Genomic DNA, 17,148 nt, shown 5'->3' on the forward strand with positions numbered 1-17,148 from the left:
GGTTCTCCAGGCGCATCGTCGACGACAGGACGACGATGCTGACCGAGCCGTTCGTGCACGACTATGTGCGCGCCAACATCTGGCATCTGACCGGCCGCGATGCCGACCTTCTGGTCGATACCGGCATGGGCATCTGTCCGCTGGCGCCGCAGATAAGGACGCTCGAAGGCAAGCCGCTTCTGGTCGTAGCCACCCATATCCACCTCGACCATGTCGGCTCGCTGCACGAATTTCCGCTGCGGGCCGGGCCAAGGATGAGCGCGGCGCAATTCGAGAGCATGGATGAGGCTGCGACCTACGCCTACATGTTCCGTGATATCGAGGGCGCGGTCTCGAAACTGCCGGCGCCAGGCTGGAAATCGGCCGACTATGCGATACCGCCGGCGCCGTTGACGCGTATGCTCGACGAAGGCGACGTGGTCGATCTCGGCGATCGCCGGTTTCGGGTGCTGCATCTGCCCGGGCACTCGCCGGATTCGATCGCGCTGTTCGACGAGGCCGACGGCCTGTTTTTCAGCGGCGACGCCATCTATGACGACACGCTGATCGACGATTTGCCGGATTCCGACCGGGAGGCCTATCGCGACACGATGCGCCGGCTGCTCGACCTGCCGGTCCGCGTCGGCCATGGCGGCCACGGCCCGAGCTTCGACGGCAGGCGCATGCGCGAAATCGCATCGGCCTATCTGCGGTCCGTAAGCGTGCTCTGAATTAAATCTTCGTAAGGTCGGGCCAAACCCCTAAATCGCGCGGATCGGCGCCCTAGATAGTTGTTGTCGATCCGGCCGGCCGCCATGCGTGGCGAGGCAGGCAAGCCCGGCCGCCGACACGCCGACGGGCACTCTCCCAGGAAGACCCGCGGCGCGGATCAACCCCTCGCCCGGACAGAACGACCATGTCAAACCTGAGCATTCTTCGTAGGCATCGCGTCGCCGCCCTGCTGGGCGCCGCGCTGCTGGCATCTCCCTTTGTCGTCTCCTTCGCCGACGGCGCGAACGGCGTCGGCACGGGCAACACGGTTGCAACGACGCAGACCCCCGTTGCCGGGACCATGGCCCCGAGGGGGTCGTTGGCGCCGATCGTAGCCACGACCAAGCCGGCCGTCGTGACCATCACCACGCTCATGAAAGCACAGCCTGAAGCAATGAACGGGGCGTCGCCCTTCGACGGCAATTCGCCCTTCGACGATTATTTCCGACAGTTCTTCGGCGATCAGGGCATGCCTGGTCCCAAGACGCCTCCGCAACAGCAGCTGCCGCGCGCCGAGGCGCTCGGTTCGGGCTTCATCGTCGGTGCCGACGGCACCATCGTCACCAACAACCACGTCGTCGACGGCGCCTCCTCGATCAAGGTCACGCTCGACGACGGCACGGAGCTTCCGGCCAAGCTGGTCGGTCACGATACCAAGAACGACCTCGCCGTACTGAAGATCAACGCGGGCAAGTCGTTGCCAACCGTGAAATGGGGTGACTCCGACAAGCTCATGACGGGTGATCAGGTGCTAGCGATCGGCAATCCGTTCGGCATCGGCACCACGGTCACGGCCGGCATCGTCTCGGCGCGTGGCCGCGATTTGCATAGCGGGCCCTTCGACGATTTCATTCAGATCGACGCGCCGATCAATCGCGGCAATTCCGGCGGCCCGCTGGTGGACGTCAATGGGAATGTCGTCGGCATCAACACGGCGATCTTTTCGCCCAATGGCGGCAGCGTCGGTGTCGGCTTCGCCATTCCGTCGGACCAGGCTGAGAAGGTGGTCGCCAAGCTGATGAAGGGCGGCAACATCGAATACGGCTATCTCGGCGTCGAGATCCAGCCCGTCACCCCGGATGTGGCAAGCGCCATCGGGCTGGACCATCCCAGCGGTGCCTTGGTCTCGCAGGTCAATGACGGGTCGCCCGCGGCCAAGGCCGGCGTCGAGACCGGCGACGTCATCACCGGCTTCGCCGGGCAGGACGTCAAGGATCCCAAGGATCTTTCGCGGGCTGTCGCCGACGTCGCGCCGGGTGCCAGGGAGACACTGGATGTCTGGCGCAAGGGCAAGGCCATGCGGATCTCGGTGGAGGTCGGACGCAACAGCGACGATGTGAAGACGGCCTCGACTGGCAACTCCAGCGCGCCGGGCACCGAGCAGGGGTCCCGCGCGCCGGCCATCGGCCTCGGCTTGATGGATATCACGCCGGACATTCGCCAGCAGATGAACCTCCCCGAGAACGAGCACGGCGCGGTGGTTGCGAGCGTCAATCCCGACAAGCCGGCAGCGGCTGCCGGCATCCAGCCGGGCGATGTCATCGTCGCCGTCAACCAGGCCCCGGTGAAGAGCGCGAAGCAGGTGACCCAAGCGATTGCCCAAGCCGGCAAATCCGGACGCAAATCGGTGCTGCTCCTGGTGGAACGTGGCGACACGCAGATCTATGTCGCCGTGCCGTTCGCCAATGGCTGACACCTGACACCGGCGTGGCGGGCTTGTGGACAACCCGCCACGCCGGATTCTACCGGCTATAATTTGCGCAGCGCCACTTCCTGGACCAGGTGGTCGGCGCCCTTGCGCAGGATCAAGTCGGCGCGGGCGCGCGTCGGCAGAATGTTTTCGCGCAGGTTCTTCAGGTTGATGTTGGTCCATAGGCCTTCGGCGATCGCCTTGGCCGCATCCTCCGACAGCTGCGAATAGCGGTGGAAGAAGGAGTCCGGATCGCGGAAGGCGGTCTCGCGCAGCCGCATGAAGCGCGAAATATACCAATTGTGGATCAACTTCTCGTCGGCATCGATATAGATGGCGAAGTCGAAGAAGTCCGACAGGAAAGGCACGATCTTGCCGTCCTGCGGCAGCTTGCCCGGCTGCAGCACGTTGATGCCTTCGAAGATCAGGATGTCGGGCCGGTCGATGGTGACGAACTCGCCGGGGATGACGTCATAGGTCAGGTGCGAATAGACCGGCGCGCGGACATCGGGCAACGCCGACTTGATGCCTGACAGGAAACGCAGCAGCGCGCCGACATCGTAGCTGTCGGGGAAACCCTTGCGCTCCATCAGGTTTTCGCGGCGCAGCACCTCGTTGGGCAGCAGGAAGCCGTCCGTGGTGATGAGATCGACCTTGGGGCTCGACGGCCAGCGCGCCAGAAGTTCCTTGAGCACGCGCGCCGTGGTCGATTTACCGACCGCGACCGAACCGGCGATGCCGATGATGAACGGCGTCTTGGCCACGTCGACCGCGTTGAAGAAGGCCTGGCGCTGCCTGAACAGAAGCTGGCTCGCCTCGACATGCGCCGACAAAAGCCGCGACAAGGACAGATAGATGCGCTTGACCTCTTCGAGGTCGACCGGGTCGTTGAGCGAACGCAGGCGGCGGAACTCGTCCTCGCTCAGCGTCAGCGGCGTATCGGCCCGGAACCGCGACCATTGCTCGGCCGAGAAGAAGCGAAACGGGGAATATTTCTCGGTTGGCGCGAGCTGATCCATCGAGATACCTGCCCTCCCTCCCGATCAGCCCTTGGGCCGTGACGCCTTCTCGGCGATGCCCGAACGCCCAGTACGGGCTTCGAGCTCCTTGAGCACGTCGTTCAACGGAACACCCGAGATGCCGAGAACGACAAGCCAATGATATATAAGATCGGCGCTTTCGGAAACGAGGCCCTGTCTGTCGCCCTTGACGGCGGCGATCACGGTCTCGACCGCCTCCTCGCCGAGCTTCTGCGCCGCCTTGTCGATGCCCCGGGCGTAAAGCTTGGCGGTCCACGAATCCGCATCGCCGGAATGGGCGCGGTCGCTGACGATTTTTTCCAGGTCGGAGAGCGAAAACTCGGCCATGTCGATCTATCTTCTTGTTTAAGCCGGATTTTTCCCGAAAGCCGGCTTCGGGAGCATGCTCTAGGACCTGTTGTCCAGCGAGTCCAGCCGCATCGGCAGGCCGGCCCCGGCCATATGCGCCTTGGCTTGCGCGATGGTGTAGATGCCGAAATGGAAGATGGAGGCCGCCAGCACAGCACCCGCATGGCCGTCGCGAATGCCTTCGACCATGTGGTCGAGCGTGCCGACGCCGCCCGAAGCGATGACCGGCGCGCGCACCGCGTCCGACACCGCGCGGGTCAGCGCGATGTCGTAGCCGGCCTTGGTGCCGTCGCGGTCCATCGAGGTCAACAGGATCTCGCCGGCGCCGCGACCGACCATTTTCCGCGCGAATTCCACTGCATCGATGCCGGTCTTCTCGCGCCCGCCATGGGTGAAGATCTCCCAGCGGTCGGCCTCGCCGGGGCCGGAGACTTTCTTGGCGTCGATGGCGACGACGATGCATTGGTTGCCGAACTTGTCGGCGGCTTCGGCGACGAAATCCGGGTTCTTCACCGCGGCCGTGTTGATCGACACCTTGTCCGCGCCGGCCAGCAGCAATTTCCTGATGTCGGAGACCTGGCGCACGCCGCCGCCGACGGTCAGCGGCATAAAGCATTGTTCGGCGGTGCGGGCGATGACGTCGAAGATGGTCTCGCGATTGTCCGACGAAGCCGTGATGTCGAGAAAGCAGAGTTCGTCGGCGCCGGCGGCATCATAGGCCTTGGCTGCCTCCACCGGGTCGCCGGCGTCGATGAGATCGACGAAATTGACGCCCTTGACGACACGGCCGTCCTTGACGTCGAGGCAAGGGATGACGCGGGCTTTCAGCATCAGCGGCCCTCTATCGTGGCAAGCAGATCGTTGAGCAGTTGGCCGACCAGCGGCGGCACATCGGCCTGGGCGTCGAAGGCCGGATCGTAAGCGGAAACGGTGATGCCGATGACCGGTACCGCAAGCGCCATGGCGCAGACCGCGTCGCGCATCTGCTCCGGGTTCGGCCCGCCAGGGGTGACGTAGCGGTTGGCCTGCAGCGCCTTGGGATCATGCACGTCGAGATCGAGATGCATGTGCACGCTGTTGGCGCCGGCTGCTTTCAGTCTTTCCGTCGCTTGCGCCACGCCGGGACATTCCGTCCGGATGACCGGCAATGTTTCGAGAAGTTTTTCCTCCGCCGGATCGAGATCGCGGGCGTTGACGAGCACGCAGCGCGCGGGATCGATCGGCCTGAAACCGGGAATGGCCGCCGCCATCGGGCGCCAGCACAGGCCGAGCACCGTCGACAGCGCCATGCCGTCGAGAAAGCCGTATACGGACGTTTCGGGCGTGTTGAGGTCGCCATGCTGGTCGGCCCAGATGATCGCATCGGCGCCTTCGCCGGCGACCGCGCCGGCACTGGTCAGGCAGTTTCCGGCCAGCACGATGGGAAACCGCCCCCTGTCGCGGGCAATGCGGACCTCGCCCGAGACGGCGTTGCAGACGGCAAAACCCGTGGCGATCTCGCGCTCCTGGTCGACGCCGACCCTGCCGATGTCCTCGACCGTGACGTCGTGACCGGCAAGGATCAGGGCATCGACGAGCCCGCCTGATATCAGCGCGTCCGGCCCCTGGCCCATGCCGCCGTGATAGTGGCCGCTGTCATAGGAGGCCAGGATGAGCGAAACCTTCACGATCGCGCCTCCGTCGCCGGCCGGCCCTGCAGGATCGCCAGCGCCTCGGCCGGGTCGATGCGGCCATCATAGAGGGCGCGGCCCGAGATCGCACCTTCGAGTTTTTGCGCGTCGGGCATGGTCATGCGCACGATGTCGGCGATCGAGGCCAGCCCGCCGGAAGCAATGACCGGGATCGACACGGCGTCGGCGAGGTCGATGGTGGCGTCCCAGTTGATGCCGGTCAGCACGCCGTCGCGGTCGATGTCGGTGTAGATGATGGCGGCGACGCCGGCGCCTTCGAATTTCCTGGCCAGTTCGATGACACCGAGGCTTGAGGCCTCGGCCCAGCCTTCGACGGCTACCTTGCCGCCCTTTGCGTCGATGCCGACGGCAACCTTGCCCGGAAACGCCTTGCAGGCCTGCCTGACCAGATCGGGATCGCGTACCGCCACCGTGCCGAGGATGACGCGGGCCAATCCACGGTCGAGCCAATCCTCGATCTGCTCCAGCGTGCGGATGCCGCCGCCGAGCTGCACGGGGTTCTTTGTCGCTTTCAGGATGGCGCCGACCGCGGCGCTGTTGACGCTCTGACCCTGGAAGGCGCCGTTCAAGTCGACGACGTGCAGCCACTCAAAACCCTGCTCTTCAAAGGCTTTGGCCTGTGCTGCCGGATCATCATTGTAGATGGTCGCGGTCGCCATGTCGCCGTGCTTCAGCCGCACGCATTGGCCGTCCTTGAGGTCGATGGCTGGAAACAGGATCATATTTTCAGGCGCCTTCGACGATCGCGAAATGTCCGGTCGAAGCCGCCAGCCTGTTCTGCAACGCCGTCTGATAGGCTGGGGATCGATAGCAGCTGAGCGCGGTTTCATAAGAGTCGAACTCGACCACCACCTGCCTGCCAAATTCCGACCCTTCGGGACTGGTCACTTGTCCGCCGCGCACGAGATAGCGGCCTCCGAAAGACGAAACCGTGTCGCCGATGGCGTCGCGGTAACGCTGATACCCTTCCGGATCTGTCACCGTCAGCATTACCATCCAGTAGCCCTTCTTGCTCATGGTGTTCAGGGCCTCCAGCGCAGGAAATTCGTGATCAGCGCCAGGCCCAGCGCCTGGCTCTTCTCCGGATGGAACTGCGTGCCGGCGAGATTGTCGCGGGCGACCGTGGCCGTCACCGCACCGCCATAGTCGGCGGCCGCAACGACCTCGTCCGGGTTCTTTGCATCGAGATGGTAGGAGTGGACGAAATACGCATGCAGGCCCGACGCGCCGGTCGGAATGCCGGAAAACAGCGGGTGCTGGCGCCTCAATTCGATCGTGTTCCAGCCGATCTGCGGGATCTTCAGCGCCGGATCGGAAGGCGTGATCTCCTTGACGTCGCCCGATATCCAGCCGAAGCCGTTGGTGATGGTCTTTTCGAGGCCGCGCTGCGACATCAGCTGCATGCCGACGCAAATGCCCAGGAAAGGCCGGCCCTTGGCGATGGCGACGTCCTCGACCGCCTCCCACATGCCCTCGACGGCACGCAGGCCGGCCGCGCAGTCGGCGTAAGCGCCGACGCCGGGAAGGACGATGCGGTCCGCGGTGCGTACACGGTCGGCATCGGCCGTCAGGTCGATCCGCGCCGATATGCCGGCCTCGCGCGCGGCGCGCTCGAAAGCCTTCGTTGCCGAGCGCAGATTGCCCGAACCGTAATCGATGATCGCAACCCGCATCTCAGCGCCGTCCCGGAATGTGGGTCAGCCCCAGCGCTATGCCGGGCTGCGTGGGGCGCGCCAAAGCGGCATCCGGAACGATGCGCGGCGCGAGTGCTGCTTCGTCCGAAAGGCCTTCGATTTCCAGGGCATAGCGCATATCGGCGTCCGCGAGCCAACCGGCCTCGACGACGCCCCATTCATGCCAGCCGCGGCGGCGCAGCGCCGCGATACGCAATCCCTGGCCCTCCAGCCCGACATAGAGCGAGACGAGCAGCGACAGCAGCGAGCCAGCGACACCGAGGCCAAGTTTCTGGCCAAGCATCGAAAGCACGCCCATGACGACAAAGACGAGCGCCGCTTCGACCCACAGCCGGTGCCAGGCAAGCCACAGCGGCGGCACGAGCAGGCCGAGCCAGGTGAAGCCGTCGCGGACCAACGTCGTCGTGTCGACTTTCTCGCTACGGCCAGGTGGCTCCATCACGACATAGGCGGTCATGAGACTATCCCTTCAAAGAACCCTTGGTGGAGGGAACCGCGTCAGGCCGGCGCGGATCACGCTCGAGCGCGGCGCGCAGCGCGTGCGCCACCGCCTTGAAGCAGGTCTCGGCGATATGATGGTTGTTGGCGCCATAATGGTTGGTGACATGCAGCGTGATGCCGGCATTCTGCGCCAGCGCCTGGAAGAATTCGCGCACCAGTTCGGTGTCGAAGGTGCCGATCTTGGGCGACGAGAACGAAACGTTCCAGACCAGGAAGGGCCGGCCCGACACGTCGATCGCCGCACGCGTCAGCGTCTCGTCCATGGCAAGGTCGATCGAAGCGTAGCGCATGATGCCGCGCCGCTCGCCCAGCGCCTTGGTCAAGGCCTGGCCGAGCGCAATGCCGGTGTCCTCGACCGTGTGGTGGTCGTCTATGTGCAGGTCGCCATTGGCCTTGACGGTCATGTCGATCAGCGAATGGCGGGAAAGCTGATCCAGCATATGGTCGAAGAAGCCGACGCCCGTGGCGATGTCCGATTTGCCGGAGCCGTCGACATGAATCGAGACCGAGATGTCGGTTTCCGCAGTCTTTCGGCTTGCGTCGGCGGAACGAGGCGCCATCACTCTATCCTTGTGCCAGTGGTTCAGATCGTGACCGGTTCACGGGCCTCAAGCGCTAGCGGGCTTGAAAACGAGAGCCTTCTAGCAGCATGATCCGGCGATTGCCAGTTGCGATCCCGGCCGCTATCGAGCCGTTTGCAATCATTGGCCCCGTGCATACATATGGCCGATCAAAGTTACTCGTACCGCGCCAATCGCCTTTTTGGGATGGCGCTGCTCGGAGCCAGGAAATGTCTGATAATCTGACCATGCACGCCACGACGATCGTGACCGTGCGCAAGGGCAACAAGGTGGTGATCGCCGGCGACGGCCAGGTCAGCCTTGGCCAGACCATCATGAAGGGCAACGCCCGCAAAGTGCGCCGCATCGGCAAGGGCGGCAATGTGATTGCCGGTTTCGCGGGTGCCACAGCCGACGCCTTCACGCTTTTGGAACGCCTCGAAGCCAAGCTCGAACAATATCCCGACCAACTGACGCGCGCCTGCGTCGAGCTTGCCAAGGACTGGCGCACGGACCGTTATCTGCGCCGGCTGGAGGCGATGATGCTGGTTGCCGACAAATCGGTCTCGCTGGCGCTGACCGGCAACGGCGACGTGCTGGAGCCCGAACATGGCGTCATGGCCATCGGTTCGGGCGGCAATTACGCGCTGGCCGCGGCGCGCGCTCTGATGGACAGCGACAAGGACGCCGAGGAGATCGCCCGCAAGGCGATGCAGATCGCGTCCGACATCTGCGTTTACACCAACAATAATTTCGTTGTCGAAACGCTCGATGCGGCTTGATCAGGCCGACCATGGCCCCGAACCGCAGGACCGCGTAAGCGAAAAGTGGACGCCGGTTTTCGGAAAGACCATGATCCAACCAGAAAATAGCTACGATTTTCGGCCGGTGACCAAAAAGGACCTGCCGATGATCGCAGGCTGGCTGGCCGAGGCGCATGTTGCAGAGTGGTGGGGCGATCCCGAGGCGGAAATCGCGGAGATTGCCGATCATATAGACTCGATTTCCGTCGAGCCGCTGATCGTTGAGCTCGACGGCAAGCCGATCGCCTATCTGCAGAGCTACGATCCGCATCTGGAAGACGGCCATCCCTATGCCGATCAGCCGTTCGGCACGCTCGGCATCGATATCTCGATCGGCCGGCCGGAACTCATCGGCATCGGCCATGGCTCGGCGATCGTGCGCCAGTTCGTCGAAGACCTGTTCGAGGAAGGCGTGCCGCGTGTCATTATCGACCCCGACCCAGCCAACATCAGGGCCATCCGGGCCTATGAAAAGGCGGGATTTCGGGCCATTGATCGCAGACAGTCGATCTATGGCGACGCCGTGCTGATGGCGATCGATGCCGAAGACGCGCAAGAGGGGTAATTCAGGATATGGTCACGGCCAGCGAGGACAAGAGCCTTTCCGCTTACGAGGATAGCTGGCGGATGGGGCTGCTGATCGTCGCCGGCCTGCTCGTCGCCCAGGCCGTCGCGCTCTACCTGATGGGCCATCCGCCGATCTGTACCTGCGGCTATGTCAAGCTGTGGCATGGCGTGGTGAACAGTTCGGAGAATTCCCAGCACATTTCGGACTGGTACACCTTTTCGCACATCATCCACGGCTTCCTGTTCTACGCGCTGGCCCGGTTCCTGTTCCCGCGCTCGCCGATCGGCTTGCGGCTGGCATTCGCCGTCCTCGTCGAGGGAGGCTGGGAAATCCTCGAAAATAGCCCGTTCATCATCGAGCGCTACCGCGCCGGCACCATTTCGCTCGATTATTACGGCGACAGCATCATCAATTCGGTGTCCGACACACTGGCCATGGTGCTGGGATTTGTCATGGCGCGAAGGCTACCTATATGGGTGATCGTCAGCCTCGCCATCCTCTTCGAACTGGGTACCGGCTATCTCATCCGGGACAATCTTACACTCAACGTGATCATGCTGCTGCATCCGTTCGAGACCATCAAGCAGTGGCAAAGTGGAATTTAGTGATATGAGCACATTTTCTCCCCGCGAAATCGTTTCGGAACTCGACCGCTTCATCATCGGCCAGAAGGACGCCAAGCGCGCCGTGGCCATCGCTCTGCGCAACCGCTGGCGCCGCCAGCAGCTCGAAGGCCAGATGCGCGAAGAGGTGATGCCGAAGAACATTCTGATGATCGGCCCGACCGGCGTCGGCAAGACCGAGATTTCGCGCCGCCTGGCACGGCTCGCCGGCGCGCCGTTCGTCAAGGTCGAGGCGACCAAGTTCACCGAGGTCGGCTATGTCGGCCGCGACGTCGAACAGATCATCCGCGACCTGGTCGAGATCGCCATCGGCCTGACGCGCGAGAAGATGCGCGAGGACGTGAAGGCGCGCGCCCATGTCAACGCCGAGGAACGGGTGCTGGAAGCGCTGGTCGGCAAGACGGCGAGCCCGGCGACGCGCGATAGCTTCCGCAAGAAGCTGCGCGAGGGCGAGCTCGACGACAAGGAAATCGAGATCGAAGTGGCCGACACCGGCAATGGCGGCATGCCCGGCTTCGAGATTCCCGGCATGCCGGGCGCCAATATCGGCGTGCTCAACATCAACGACATGCTGTCGAAGGCGATGGGCGGCAAGAAGACCAAGCTGCGCAAGACCACGGTGAAGGAGTCCTACGACCTGCTGGTCGGCGACGAGTCCGACAAGCTGCTCGACCAGGACGAGGTGGTGCGCCGGGCGCTGGACGCAACGGAGAATGACGGCATCGTCTTCCTCGACGAAATCGACAAGATCGCCGCCCGGTCGGACATTTCGGGCGGCCCTTCGCGAGAAGGCGTGCAGCGCGACCTGCTGCCGCTGGTCGAAGGCACGACGGTAGCGACCAAATACGGTCCGGTGAAGACGGACCATATCCTGTTCATCGCTTCCGGTGCCTTCCATGTCTCCAAGCCGTCCGACCTGCTGCCGGAACTGCAGGGCCGCCTGCCGATCCGCGTCGAGCTGCGCGCGCTGGAGAAGGAGGACTTCGTCCGCATCCTGACCGAGACCGAGGCGAGCCTGATCAAGCAGTATATCGCGCTGATGAAGACCGAAGGCGTTGAGCTCACCTTCACCGACGACGCCATCGATTCGCTCGCCGGTGTCGCCGTCGATCTCAACGCCAGCATCGAGAACATCGGCGCGAGGCGGCTGCAGACTGTGATGGAGCGGGTGCTGGACGACATCTCCTATGATGCGCCGGACCGCAACGGCACGGCGGTCACCGTCGACGCCGCCTATGTCCAGAAGCATGTCGGCGACCTCTCCAGAAACACGGATTTGTCGCGGTTCATCCTTTGAACGAGGGCGCCGGAGCAGGCCGGCGCGGTCATGCAACAACGTCCGGCAGGAGCCATGTGTGGCCAGATGGTACCATCTGGCCACCTTTCGTCTCGCCGGATGATGGGGCGCTCTCGACTCGACCAAGTGCTTTACCTAGTTTGCGCCGCAATTCTCTAGGCGGCGGCGCATGAAAAAACTCATCTTGGTCATTCTCGGCTTGACGCTGGCGGCGACGCTGTTCGCCGCCGACGCGGCGACATTGGTGCCGGCGGGAAATCGCAATACCGAGCAGCCAGACATTCCCGGCGCCTCGAGCCGCCGCACGCAGGCGACCAACACCACCTTCCAGGCGAAGTACCGCAAGGTCTACGCGCTGCTGCAGAACGACGCCGATCTGCGCGCCAAGATCAAGAAGGCAGCAAGCGCCTATGGCATCGACCCCATGCACATCGTCGGCGCCATCGTCGGCGAGCACACCTACAATGTCGACGCCTACGACCGGCTGCAGACCTATTACGTCAAGGCGATCTCCTACCTCTCGAGCAAGCTCTCCTTCGCCTATGACGGCGAGGACATCACCGATTTCGTGCAGCGGCCGGAATTCAAGAAATGCGCCGCGATTTCGGACAGCTACGATCTGTGGGAATGCCGCGAACAGGTCTGGAACCGCTCGTTTCGCGGTAAGACTGTCGGCGGCGAGGATTTCCCCGACAACCGTTTCGGCGCCACCTTCTTCCAGCCCTACTATGCCGGCCAGACCTTCGGCCTCGGCCAGCTCAATCCCCTGACCGCCCTGCAGATGAGCGACCTCGTGCACAAGGTGTCGGGCCTGCCGAAGCTCGACGTCTCCGATCCCAATTCGGTCTACAAGACCATCATGGATCCGGACCTGACGCTGCCCTATGTCGCGGCGACGATCAAAAAGTCGATCGACGCCTATAGGAGCATCGCCGGCTTCGACATCTCTGGCAATCCGGGCATCACGGCCACGCTGTACAATGTCGGCAATCCGGAGCAGCGCGCCTATGCGCTGAAGTCGGAAAACGACAGGCGCCGCGCCACCGGTGAGCCGGAGAAGCTGCCCGAAGAGAATTACTACGGCTGGCTCGTCAACGACAAGTTGGCGGAGCTCAAGGCGCTGTTCTAAGGACCTCTACCTCCCCTTCGTGGCGAGATCGGACCGAAAGATCCGGGTAGGGGCCGGTGCAGTCATACGCAATTGCCCTGCAACAAGGCAGAGGGCGGCCAACTTCACTCAGGCGGCCAGCAACGCCTTCAGCTTAACTTCAGGCGAGCCCAGCGCCTCCGGCGCCGGCTTGGCACGCTTGCCGATCAGCATTTCGGCCAGCCTTATGTCGCGGGCGACCGCATTGCCCGGGCCGATGCCGCTCGCCGCCACCAGCCTGCCGTCCTCGGCGAGATGGAAGAGGATGAAGGCGCCGTCACCGAGATCGCGGCGCACAAGGCCGCGGCCTTCGTCGGAGAGGCCGGCGATCTGCAAGCTCAGCCCATACTGATCCGACCAGAACCACGGAACAGCCGCATGCGCCTCGCCGGCGCCAAGCATGTTCTTTGCCGCCAGTGCGCCCTGTTCCTGTGCATTGCGCCAGGCCTCCAGCCGCACGCGGCGGCCGCCATAGACGGCGAGCGGAAACGAGCAGCAATCGCCGGCGGCGAAAATGTCGGGATCAGCGGTTTGCAGATAGGCATCGACTGATATGCCGTTTTCAATGGTCAGGCCGGCTTCGGCCGCGAGCCCGGTCACCGGCACGGCGCCGATGCCGATGACGGCGAGGTCGGCCGATATTTCGCGCCCGCCGGCAAGCGTCACCCGCACCTCCTTGCCCTCGTCGGCGATGGAGGCGATGCCTTCCCCGCAGACCACGTCGACACCCTCGGCGACATGCGCTTCATGGATGATTTCGGCGATCTCGGCCGGAACGCCGCGCATCAGGATACGTGGCTGCGCCTCGATGACGGTGACCGAGGCGCCGAGCTTGCGCGCGGCTGCCGCAAGTTCAAGGCCGATGAACCCGCCGCCAATGATGGCGATGCGGTTGCCGGCACGAAGGTGGGCGCGAATGGCCAGCGCGTCGGCGAAGGTTCTGAGATAGACGCAGCGCACGCCAAGCCCAGGCATCGGCAGCTTGCGCGGCGTCGAACCGGTGGCCAGCAGCAGCTTGTCGTAGGCCAGCACCGAACCGTCCGACAGGCGTACCATGTGCGACGCGCGCTCGATCGCCACGGCCTCGACGGAATGGACGTGCCGGATCGATTTTTCGGTCAGGATCTCGTCGCTGGCGATCGCCTTGATTGCGGGCGCATCGCTGGCCATCGCCTCCTTGGACAGAGGCGGACGTTCATAGGGCAAATGCGGCTCGTCACCCACCAGCGTCACCGGCCCGTCATAGCCGAGATCGCGCAAGGCAAGCGCGGCCCGTCCGCCGCATTCGCCGGCTCCGATGATCAGCATCCCCCGCGCCATGCCGGTCATCCGATCTGAACCAGGACCTTGCCGGCGTCGACCTTGACCGGATAGGTCCTGAGGTTGACGCAGACCGGCGCGCCCCTGGCCGCGCCGGTCTTGTAGTTGAAGCGGCCATTGTGCTTGGGGCATTCGATGATGTCGTCCATCACCAGCCCATCGGCGAGATGCACCTTCTCATGCGTGCAAAGTCCGTCGGTGGCGAAATATTCGTCGTCCGGGCTGCGATAGATGGCGAAGGTGCGCCCGCCATGATCGAAGCGCATCACGTCTTCTTCGTCGATGTCGCCGGCGGCGCACGCCTCGACCCAATCGTTCATTCAGTCCTCCCCTGGGATCGCACGGCGGCGCGTGATTATTCAGCCGCGACCGCGACGGCGTCGTTGCGGAATTCCTCGCGGTACGGCCTGGCGGTCGGCGGCAGCTCGCGCTTGAGGAAATAATCCTCGTTGCGCAGCTGGCGGCGGAAGACCGGGATCATCTCGCGGTAGCCGGCCAGGATCGACGGGGTCGGCGCCGGCAAATCGTGCTTGATCAGCGCGTGCAGCTTCGGCAGCGCATGGTAGGGCACCATCGGGAACATGTGATGCTCGACGTGGTAATTCATGTTCCAGTAGATGAAGCGGCTGATCGGGTTCATGTAGACGGTGCGGCTGTTCAGCCGATGGTCGGTGACATTGTCGGCAAGGCCGCCATGCTGCAGCAGGCCGACCATCACGTGATGCCAGGCGCCATAAAGCCTGGGCAGGCCGACCAGCATCAGGGGCAGGAAAGATCCGGTGGAGAGCGCCAGCGCGATGGTCGCGGCATAGATCGCCGTCCAGATGCGGGCAACACGGATCGCTTTGGGCTGCTCCTGTTCGGGAATGAAGGTCTTCTCCGCCGCGCTGATGTTGCCGGCGGCATTGCGCAGCATGTCTGATATCGCATGCCAGGCGTCGAGCACGCCGACAAAACCAAGAACGAGGCGCACCAGGTCCGGCGGCCGCATGACCGAAATCTCAGGATCGCGGCCGACGATGATGGTGTCGGTGTGATGGCGCGTGTGGCTCCAGCGCCAGGTCACCGGATTGCGCATGATCATGAAGCAGGCGATCTGATAGACTGCGTCATTCATCCACTGCGTGCGGAACGCCGTGCCGTGGCCGCATTCGTGCCAGCGGGAATCGGTGGATGAGCCGTAGAGCACACCATAGGCGAAGAAGAAGGGCACGCACCACCAACTGCCCCAGAACCAGGCAGCGCCGGCACCGCTGATGATGAGGGCGGCCAGCCAGATCGCCGTGTCGCGGATCGCTGGGCCATCGGAGCGCTGCATCAGCTCCTTCATCTGCTTGCGGGGAATGTCGGTGTGATACCACTCGGCCGCCGACAGCCCGTGTTCGACCGCAAGCCGGGCGTCGCGGCCGATCAGGCTGTAATCACGCCGGGACGGCGCTGCGGTCATGATTGCCTCCCATGGCGGGGCATTCGCCATGCGAATACCGATCATCAACTAACTCCTTGCTCAGAAATAACGCCGAGCCATGATAGAATCAACATCACAAAGATAGTTTCTATCATTTCATATCAAAGTCAGGTATCGATATCAGGCAATCGAACGAGGGCGATCATGGCGAAACGGCCGACCATTACTGATCTGGCGCGAGTCTCCGGCGTCAGCGTCGCCACGGTGGACCGCGTGCTCAACAATCGCCTCCCAGTGCGGGAGGAAACCGCGCGCCGCGTCTACGAAACCGCGACCGAGATCGGCTATCACGCCGCCGGCCTGATCAAGCAGCGGATGCGCCAGGAACTGCCCGAGTATCGTCTGGGCTTTCTGCTGCTTCGGGGCAATGACGTTTTCTATGGTGATTTCGCTCGGGAACTCGAGCTGGCGGTCGCGCAATCGCAGCGCTTCCGCGGCGTCGCAACCGTCGATTTCGCCAGCTCTCTGGCCCCGGACGACATCGCCGCCCAGATGCGCAGGCTGGCGGCGAGATCGCGGGCCATTGCCGTGGTCGGCCCGGACCATCCGACGCTGACCGCCGTCGTGGAGGCGCTCAAGGCCAGGGGACTGCCGGTCTTCTCCCTTCTGTCCGACTTCGCCGCCGGCGTCCGTGAGGGCTATGTCGGCCTCGACAACCGCAAGGTCGGCCGCACCGCGGCCTGGATGATCGCCAGGGCGGCGAGGACGCCTGGCAAGGTCGCCCTTTTCGTCGGCAGCCATCGCTTCCATGGCCATGAGCTGCGGGAGATCGGCTTCCGCTCCTTCTTCCGCGAGCATGCGCCGGATTTCAGCGTGCTGGAGACGTTGGTCAATCTCGAGGCCAATCAGGTAACCCATGACGCGATGATCGATCTTCTGGCGCGGTATCCGGATCTCGTCGGCTGCTACGTCGCCGGCGGCGGCATGGAAGGCGCCGTCTCGGCGCTGCGGGCAGCGAAGCCTGGCAACATGCCGGTGGTCGTCTGCAACGAGATCAACGCCGAATCGCGCGCCGCGCTCGCCGACAACATCCTTACCATGGTGATCTCGACGCCGCTTGCCGCGCTCTGTCGTGAGCTCGTCGATCGGATGGCGCATGCCATCGAAGCCGGCGCGGCCAATGCGCCGGGTCAGATCTTCCTGCCCTTCGACATCTATTTGCCGGAAAACATCTGAAGCAATTTCGCGAAAATGCGCAGCGGCTTTCCGTCCGGGACGCGCCAGGACAGAGATAGGGCGTTTCGATGAAGCGACAGAGCGCTCCTGCAGTCCGCCGCCATGAACCGCCCGCCAGAAATGATAGAATCTATCAGAGCAGGCAGAAAATCGCGCGCCCGAATTTGGAATCGCCCTTGACGCCCCAACGTCAAATGGAATAAATATTTCACTATATGTGGGTTTTGGTTCTTTCGTTCCGGAACATCCGTTCAGGGCAGTTCGGCGTCCAGCCGTTGGCGGCACGCTGCGGAACGAAATGGATATCAGGGAGAGATTCCCCAGGCAGATCGGGGATTCCGGAGAGATCGGTGCAACCGGACACCAAAAGTGGAGGAGAGATACAATGAAGAAATTGCTTTTGGGCGTCGCCTTCGCGGCGCTGATGAGTTCATCGGCCATGGCCGCCAAGATCGGCGTCTCGATGGCCAAG

General features: G+C 63.6%; 20 protein-coding genes. 8 read left to right on the plus strand and 12 right to left on the minus strand.

The annotated features are described in order from the left end of the window. The first annotated feature begins 35 nt into the window (after positions 1-35). Both FJ434_RS27130 and FJ434_RS27135 read left to right on the plus strand, forming a co-directional pair. A complete protein-coding gene (locus tag FJ434_RS27130; RefSeq protein WP_140752651.1) occupies positions 36-710 on the plus strand; it encodes an MBL fold metallo-hydrolase in 675 nt (224 codons plus the stop codon). A 185-nt stretch (positions 711-895) separates the two neighbouring features. After that, entirely contained in the window at positions 896-2,443 is a 1,548-nt protein-coding gene (locus tag FJ434_RS27135; RefSeq protein ID WP_140752633.1) for a DegQ family serine endoprotease, read from the plus strand. A 56-nt stretch (positions 2,444-2,499) separates the two neighbouring features. Here the strand turns inward: FJ434_RS27135 and coaA are convergent, their stop codons facing one another. From coaA to hisB, 9 genes are read right to left on the minus strand one after another with little or no spacing between them, the layout of a single operon-like run. Next, the gene (gene coaA, locus FJ434_RS27140) at positions 2,500-3,459 is read right to left on the minus strand and encodes a type I pantothenate kinase (protein WP_140752635.1); all 960 of its coding nucleotides are present in this window, start codon (positions 3,457-3,459) and stop codon (positions 2,500-2,502) included. Between the two features lie 24 nt (positions 3,460-3,483). Continuing rightward, positions 3,484-3,807 (minus strand): phosphoribosyl-ATP diphosphatase, encoded by a 324-nt coding sequence (locus FJ434_RS27145; protein ID WP_140509632.1) that lies wholly within the window; start codon positions 3,805-3,807, stop codon positions 3,484-3,486. Between the two features lie 60 nt (positions 3,808-3,867). Next, entirely contained in the window at positions 3,868-4,659 is a 792-nt protein-coding gene (hisF, locus tag FJ434_RS27150) for an imidazole glycerol phosphate synthase subunit HisF (RefSeq protein ID WP_140752637.1), read from the minus strand. Beyond that, complete coding sequence (locus FJ434_RS27155) at positions 4,659-5,495, minus strand: arginase family protein (protein WP_140752639.1); 837 nt, start codon at positions 5,493-5,495, stop codon at positions 4,659-4,661. Before FJ434_RS27155 ends, hisF begins: the two co-directional genes overlap by 1 nt. Further along, positions 5,492-6,241 carry a 1-(5-phosphoribosyl)-5-[(5-phosphoribosylamino)methylideneamino]imidazole-4-carboxamide isomerase gene (gene hisA, locus FJ434_RS27160; protein ID WP_027142435.1) on the minus strand — a complete coding sequence of 250 codons (750 nt, stop codon included), beginning with the start codon at positions 6,239-6,241 and terminating at the stop codon, positions 5,492-5,494. The genes FJ434_RS27155 and hisA overlap by 4 nt, the downstream gene beginning before the upstream one ends. Positions 6,242-6,245: 4 nt before the next feature. After that, positions 6,246-6,536 (minus strand): DUF1330 domain-containing protein, encoded by a 291-nt coding sequence (locus tag FJ434_RS27165; protein WP_140752641.1) that lies wholly within the window; start codon positions 6,534-6,536, stop codon positions 6,246-6,248. 5 nt (positions 6,537-6,541) lie between these two features. Continuing rightward, the gene (hisH, locus tag FJ434_RS27170; protein WP_140715286.1) at positions 6,542-7,192 is read right to left on the minus strand and encodes an imidazole glycerol phosphate synthase subunit HisH; all 651 of its coding nucleotides are present in this window, start codon (positions 7,190-7,192) and stop codon (positions 6,542-6,544) included. A gap of 1 nt (position 7,193) precedes the next feature. Next, positions 7,194-7,670: a DUF2628 domain-containing protein gene (locus FJ434_RS27175; RefSeq protein ID WP_140752643.1), complete on the minus strand. Its 477-nt coding sequence runs from the start codon at positions 7,668-7,670 to the stop codon at positions 7,194-7,196. Positions 7,671-7,674: 4 nt separating this feature from the next. After that, positions 7,675-8,274, minus strand: a complete 600-nt coding sequence (hisB, locus tag FJ434_RS27180; RefSeq protein ID WP_140509622.1) for an imidazoleglycerol-phosphate dehydratase HisB — start codon at positions 8,272-8,274, stop codon at positions 7,675-7,677. A gap of 230 nt (positions 8,275-8,504) precedes the next feature. Between hisB and hslV the strand changes: the two genes are divergently transcribed. The 5 genes from hslV to FJ434_RS27205 all read left to right on the plus strand — a co-directional run bounded on the left by hslV (position 8,505) and on the right by FJ434_RS27205 (position 12,694). Then, positions 8,505-9,056 carry an ATP-dependent protease subunit HslV gene (gene hslV / locus FJ434_RS27185; protein WP_027142430.1) on the plus strand — a complete coding sequence of 184 codons (552 nt, stop codon included), beginning with the start codon at positions 8,505-8,507 and terminating at the stop codon, positions 9,054-9,056. A gap of 70 nt (positions 9,057-9,126) precedes the next feature. Continuing rightward, entirely contained in the window at positions 9,127-9,642 is a 516-nt protein-coding gene (locus tag FJ434_RS27190; protein WP_140509620.1) for a GNAT family N-acetyltransferase, read from the plus strand. Between the two features lie 8 nt (positions 9,643-9,650). Next, positions 9,651-10,250, plus strand: a complete 600-nt coding sequence (locus FJ434_RS27195; protein WP_140509619.1) for a DUF2585 domain-containing protein — start codon at positions 9,651-9,653, stop codon at positions 10,248-10,250. A 4-nt stretch (positions 10,251-10,254) separates the two neighbouring features. Continuing rightward, positions 10,255-11,565, plus strand: coding sequence for an ATP-dependent protease ATPase subunit HslU (hslU, locus tag FJ434_RS27200; protein WP_140752645.1), 1,311 nt, complete (start codon positions 10,255-10,257; stop codon positions 11,563-11,565). 169 nt (positions 11,566-11,734) lie between these two features. Next, complete coding sequence (locus FJ434_RS27205; RefSeq protein ID WP_140715294.1) at positions 11,735-12,694, plus strand: DUF1402 family protein; 960 nt, start codon at positions 11,735-11,737, stop codon at positions 12,692-12,694. Positions 12,695-12,802: 108 nt separating this feature from the next. On the opposite strand, the gene FJ434_RS27210 is transcribed toward FJ434_RS27205, so the two are convergent. The 3 genes from FJ434_RS27210 to FJ434_RS27220 are packed head-to-tail and all read right to left on the minus strand — an operon-like array spanning position 12,803 to position 15,479. Further along, positions 12,803-14,041 carry an FAD-dependent oxidoreductase gene (locus tag FJ434_RS27210; protein ID WP_181166145.1) on the minus strand — a complete coding sequence of 413 codons (1,239 nt, stop codon included), beginning with the start codon at positions 14,039-14,041 and terminating at the stop codon, positions 12,803-12,805. After that, complete coding sequence (locus tag FJ434_RS27215) at positions 14,038-14,352, minus strand: MocE family 2Fe-2S type ferredoxin (protein ID WP_140509611.1); 315 nt, start codon at positions 14,350-14,352, stop codon at positions 14,038-14,040. Before FJ434_RS27215 ends, FJ434_RS27210 begins: the two co-directional genes overlap by 4 nt. A 35-nt stretch (positions 14,353-14,387) precedes the next feature. Next, positions 14,388-15,479, minus strand: coding sequence for a fatty acid desaturase family protein (locus tag FJ434_RS27220; RefSeq protein WP_140752649.1), 1,092 nt, complete (start codon positions 15,477-15,479; stop codon positions 14,388-14,390). Positions 15,480-15,644: 165 nt separating this feature from the next. On the opposite strand from FJ434_RS27220, the gene FJ434_RS27225 reads away from it, so the two are divergent. Continuing rightward, complete coding sequence (locus tag FJ434_RS27225) at positions 15,645-16,676, plus strand: LacI family DNA-binding transcriptional regulator (protein WP_140509608.1); 1,032 nt, start codon at positions 15,645-15,647, stop codon at positions 16,674-16,676. The last annotated feature ends 472 nt before the right edge of the window (positions 16,677-17,148 follow it).

The sequence above is a fragment of the Mesorhizobium sp. B2-5-13 genome (assembly GCF_006440535.1).
Lineage (GTDB): Bacteria > Pseudomonadota > Alphaproteobacteria > Rhizobiales > Rhizobiaceae > Mesorhizobium > Mesorhizobium salmacidum.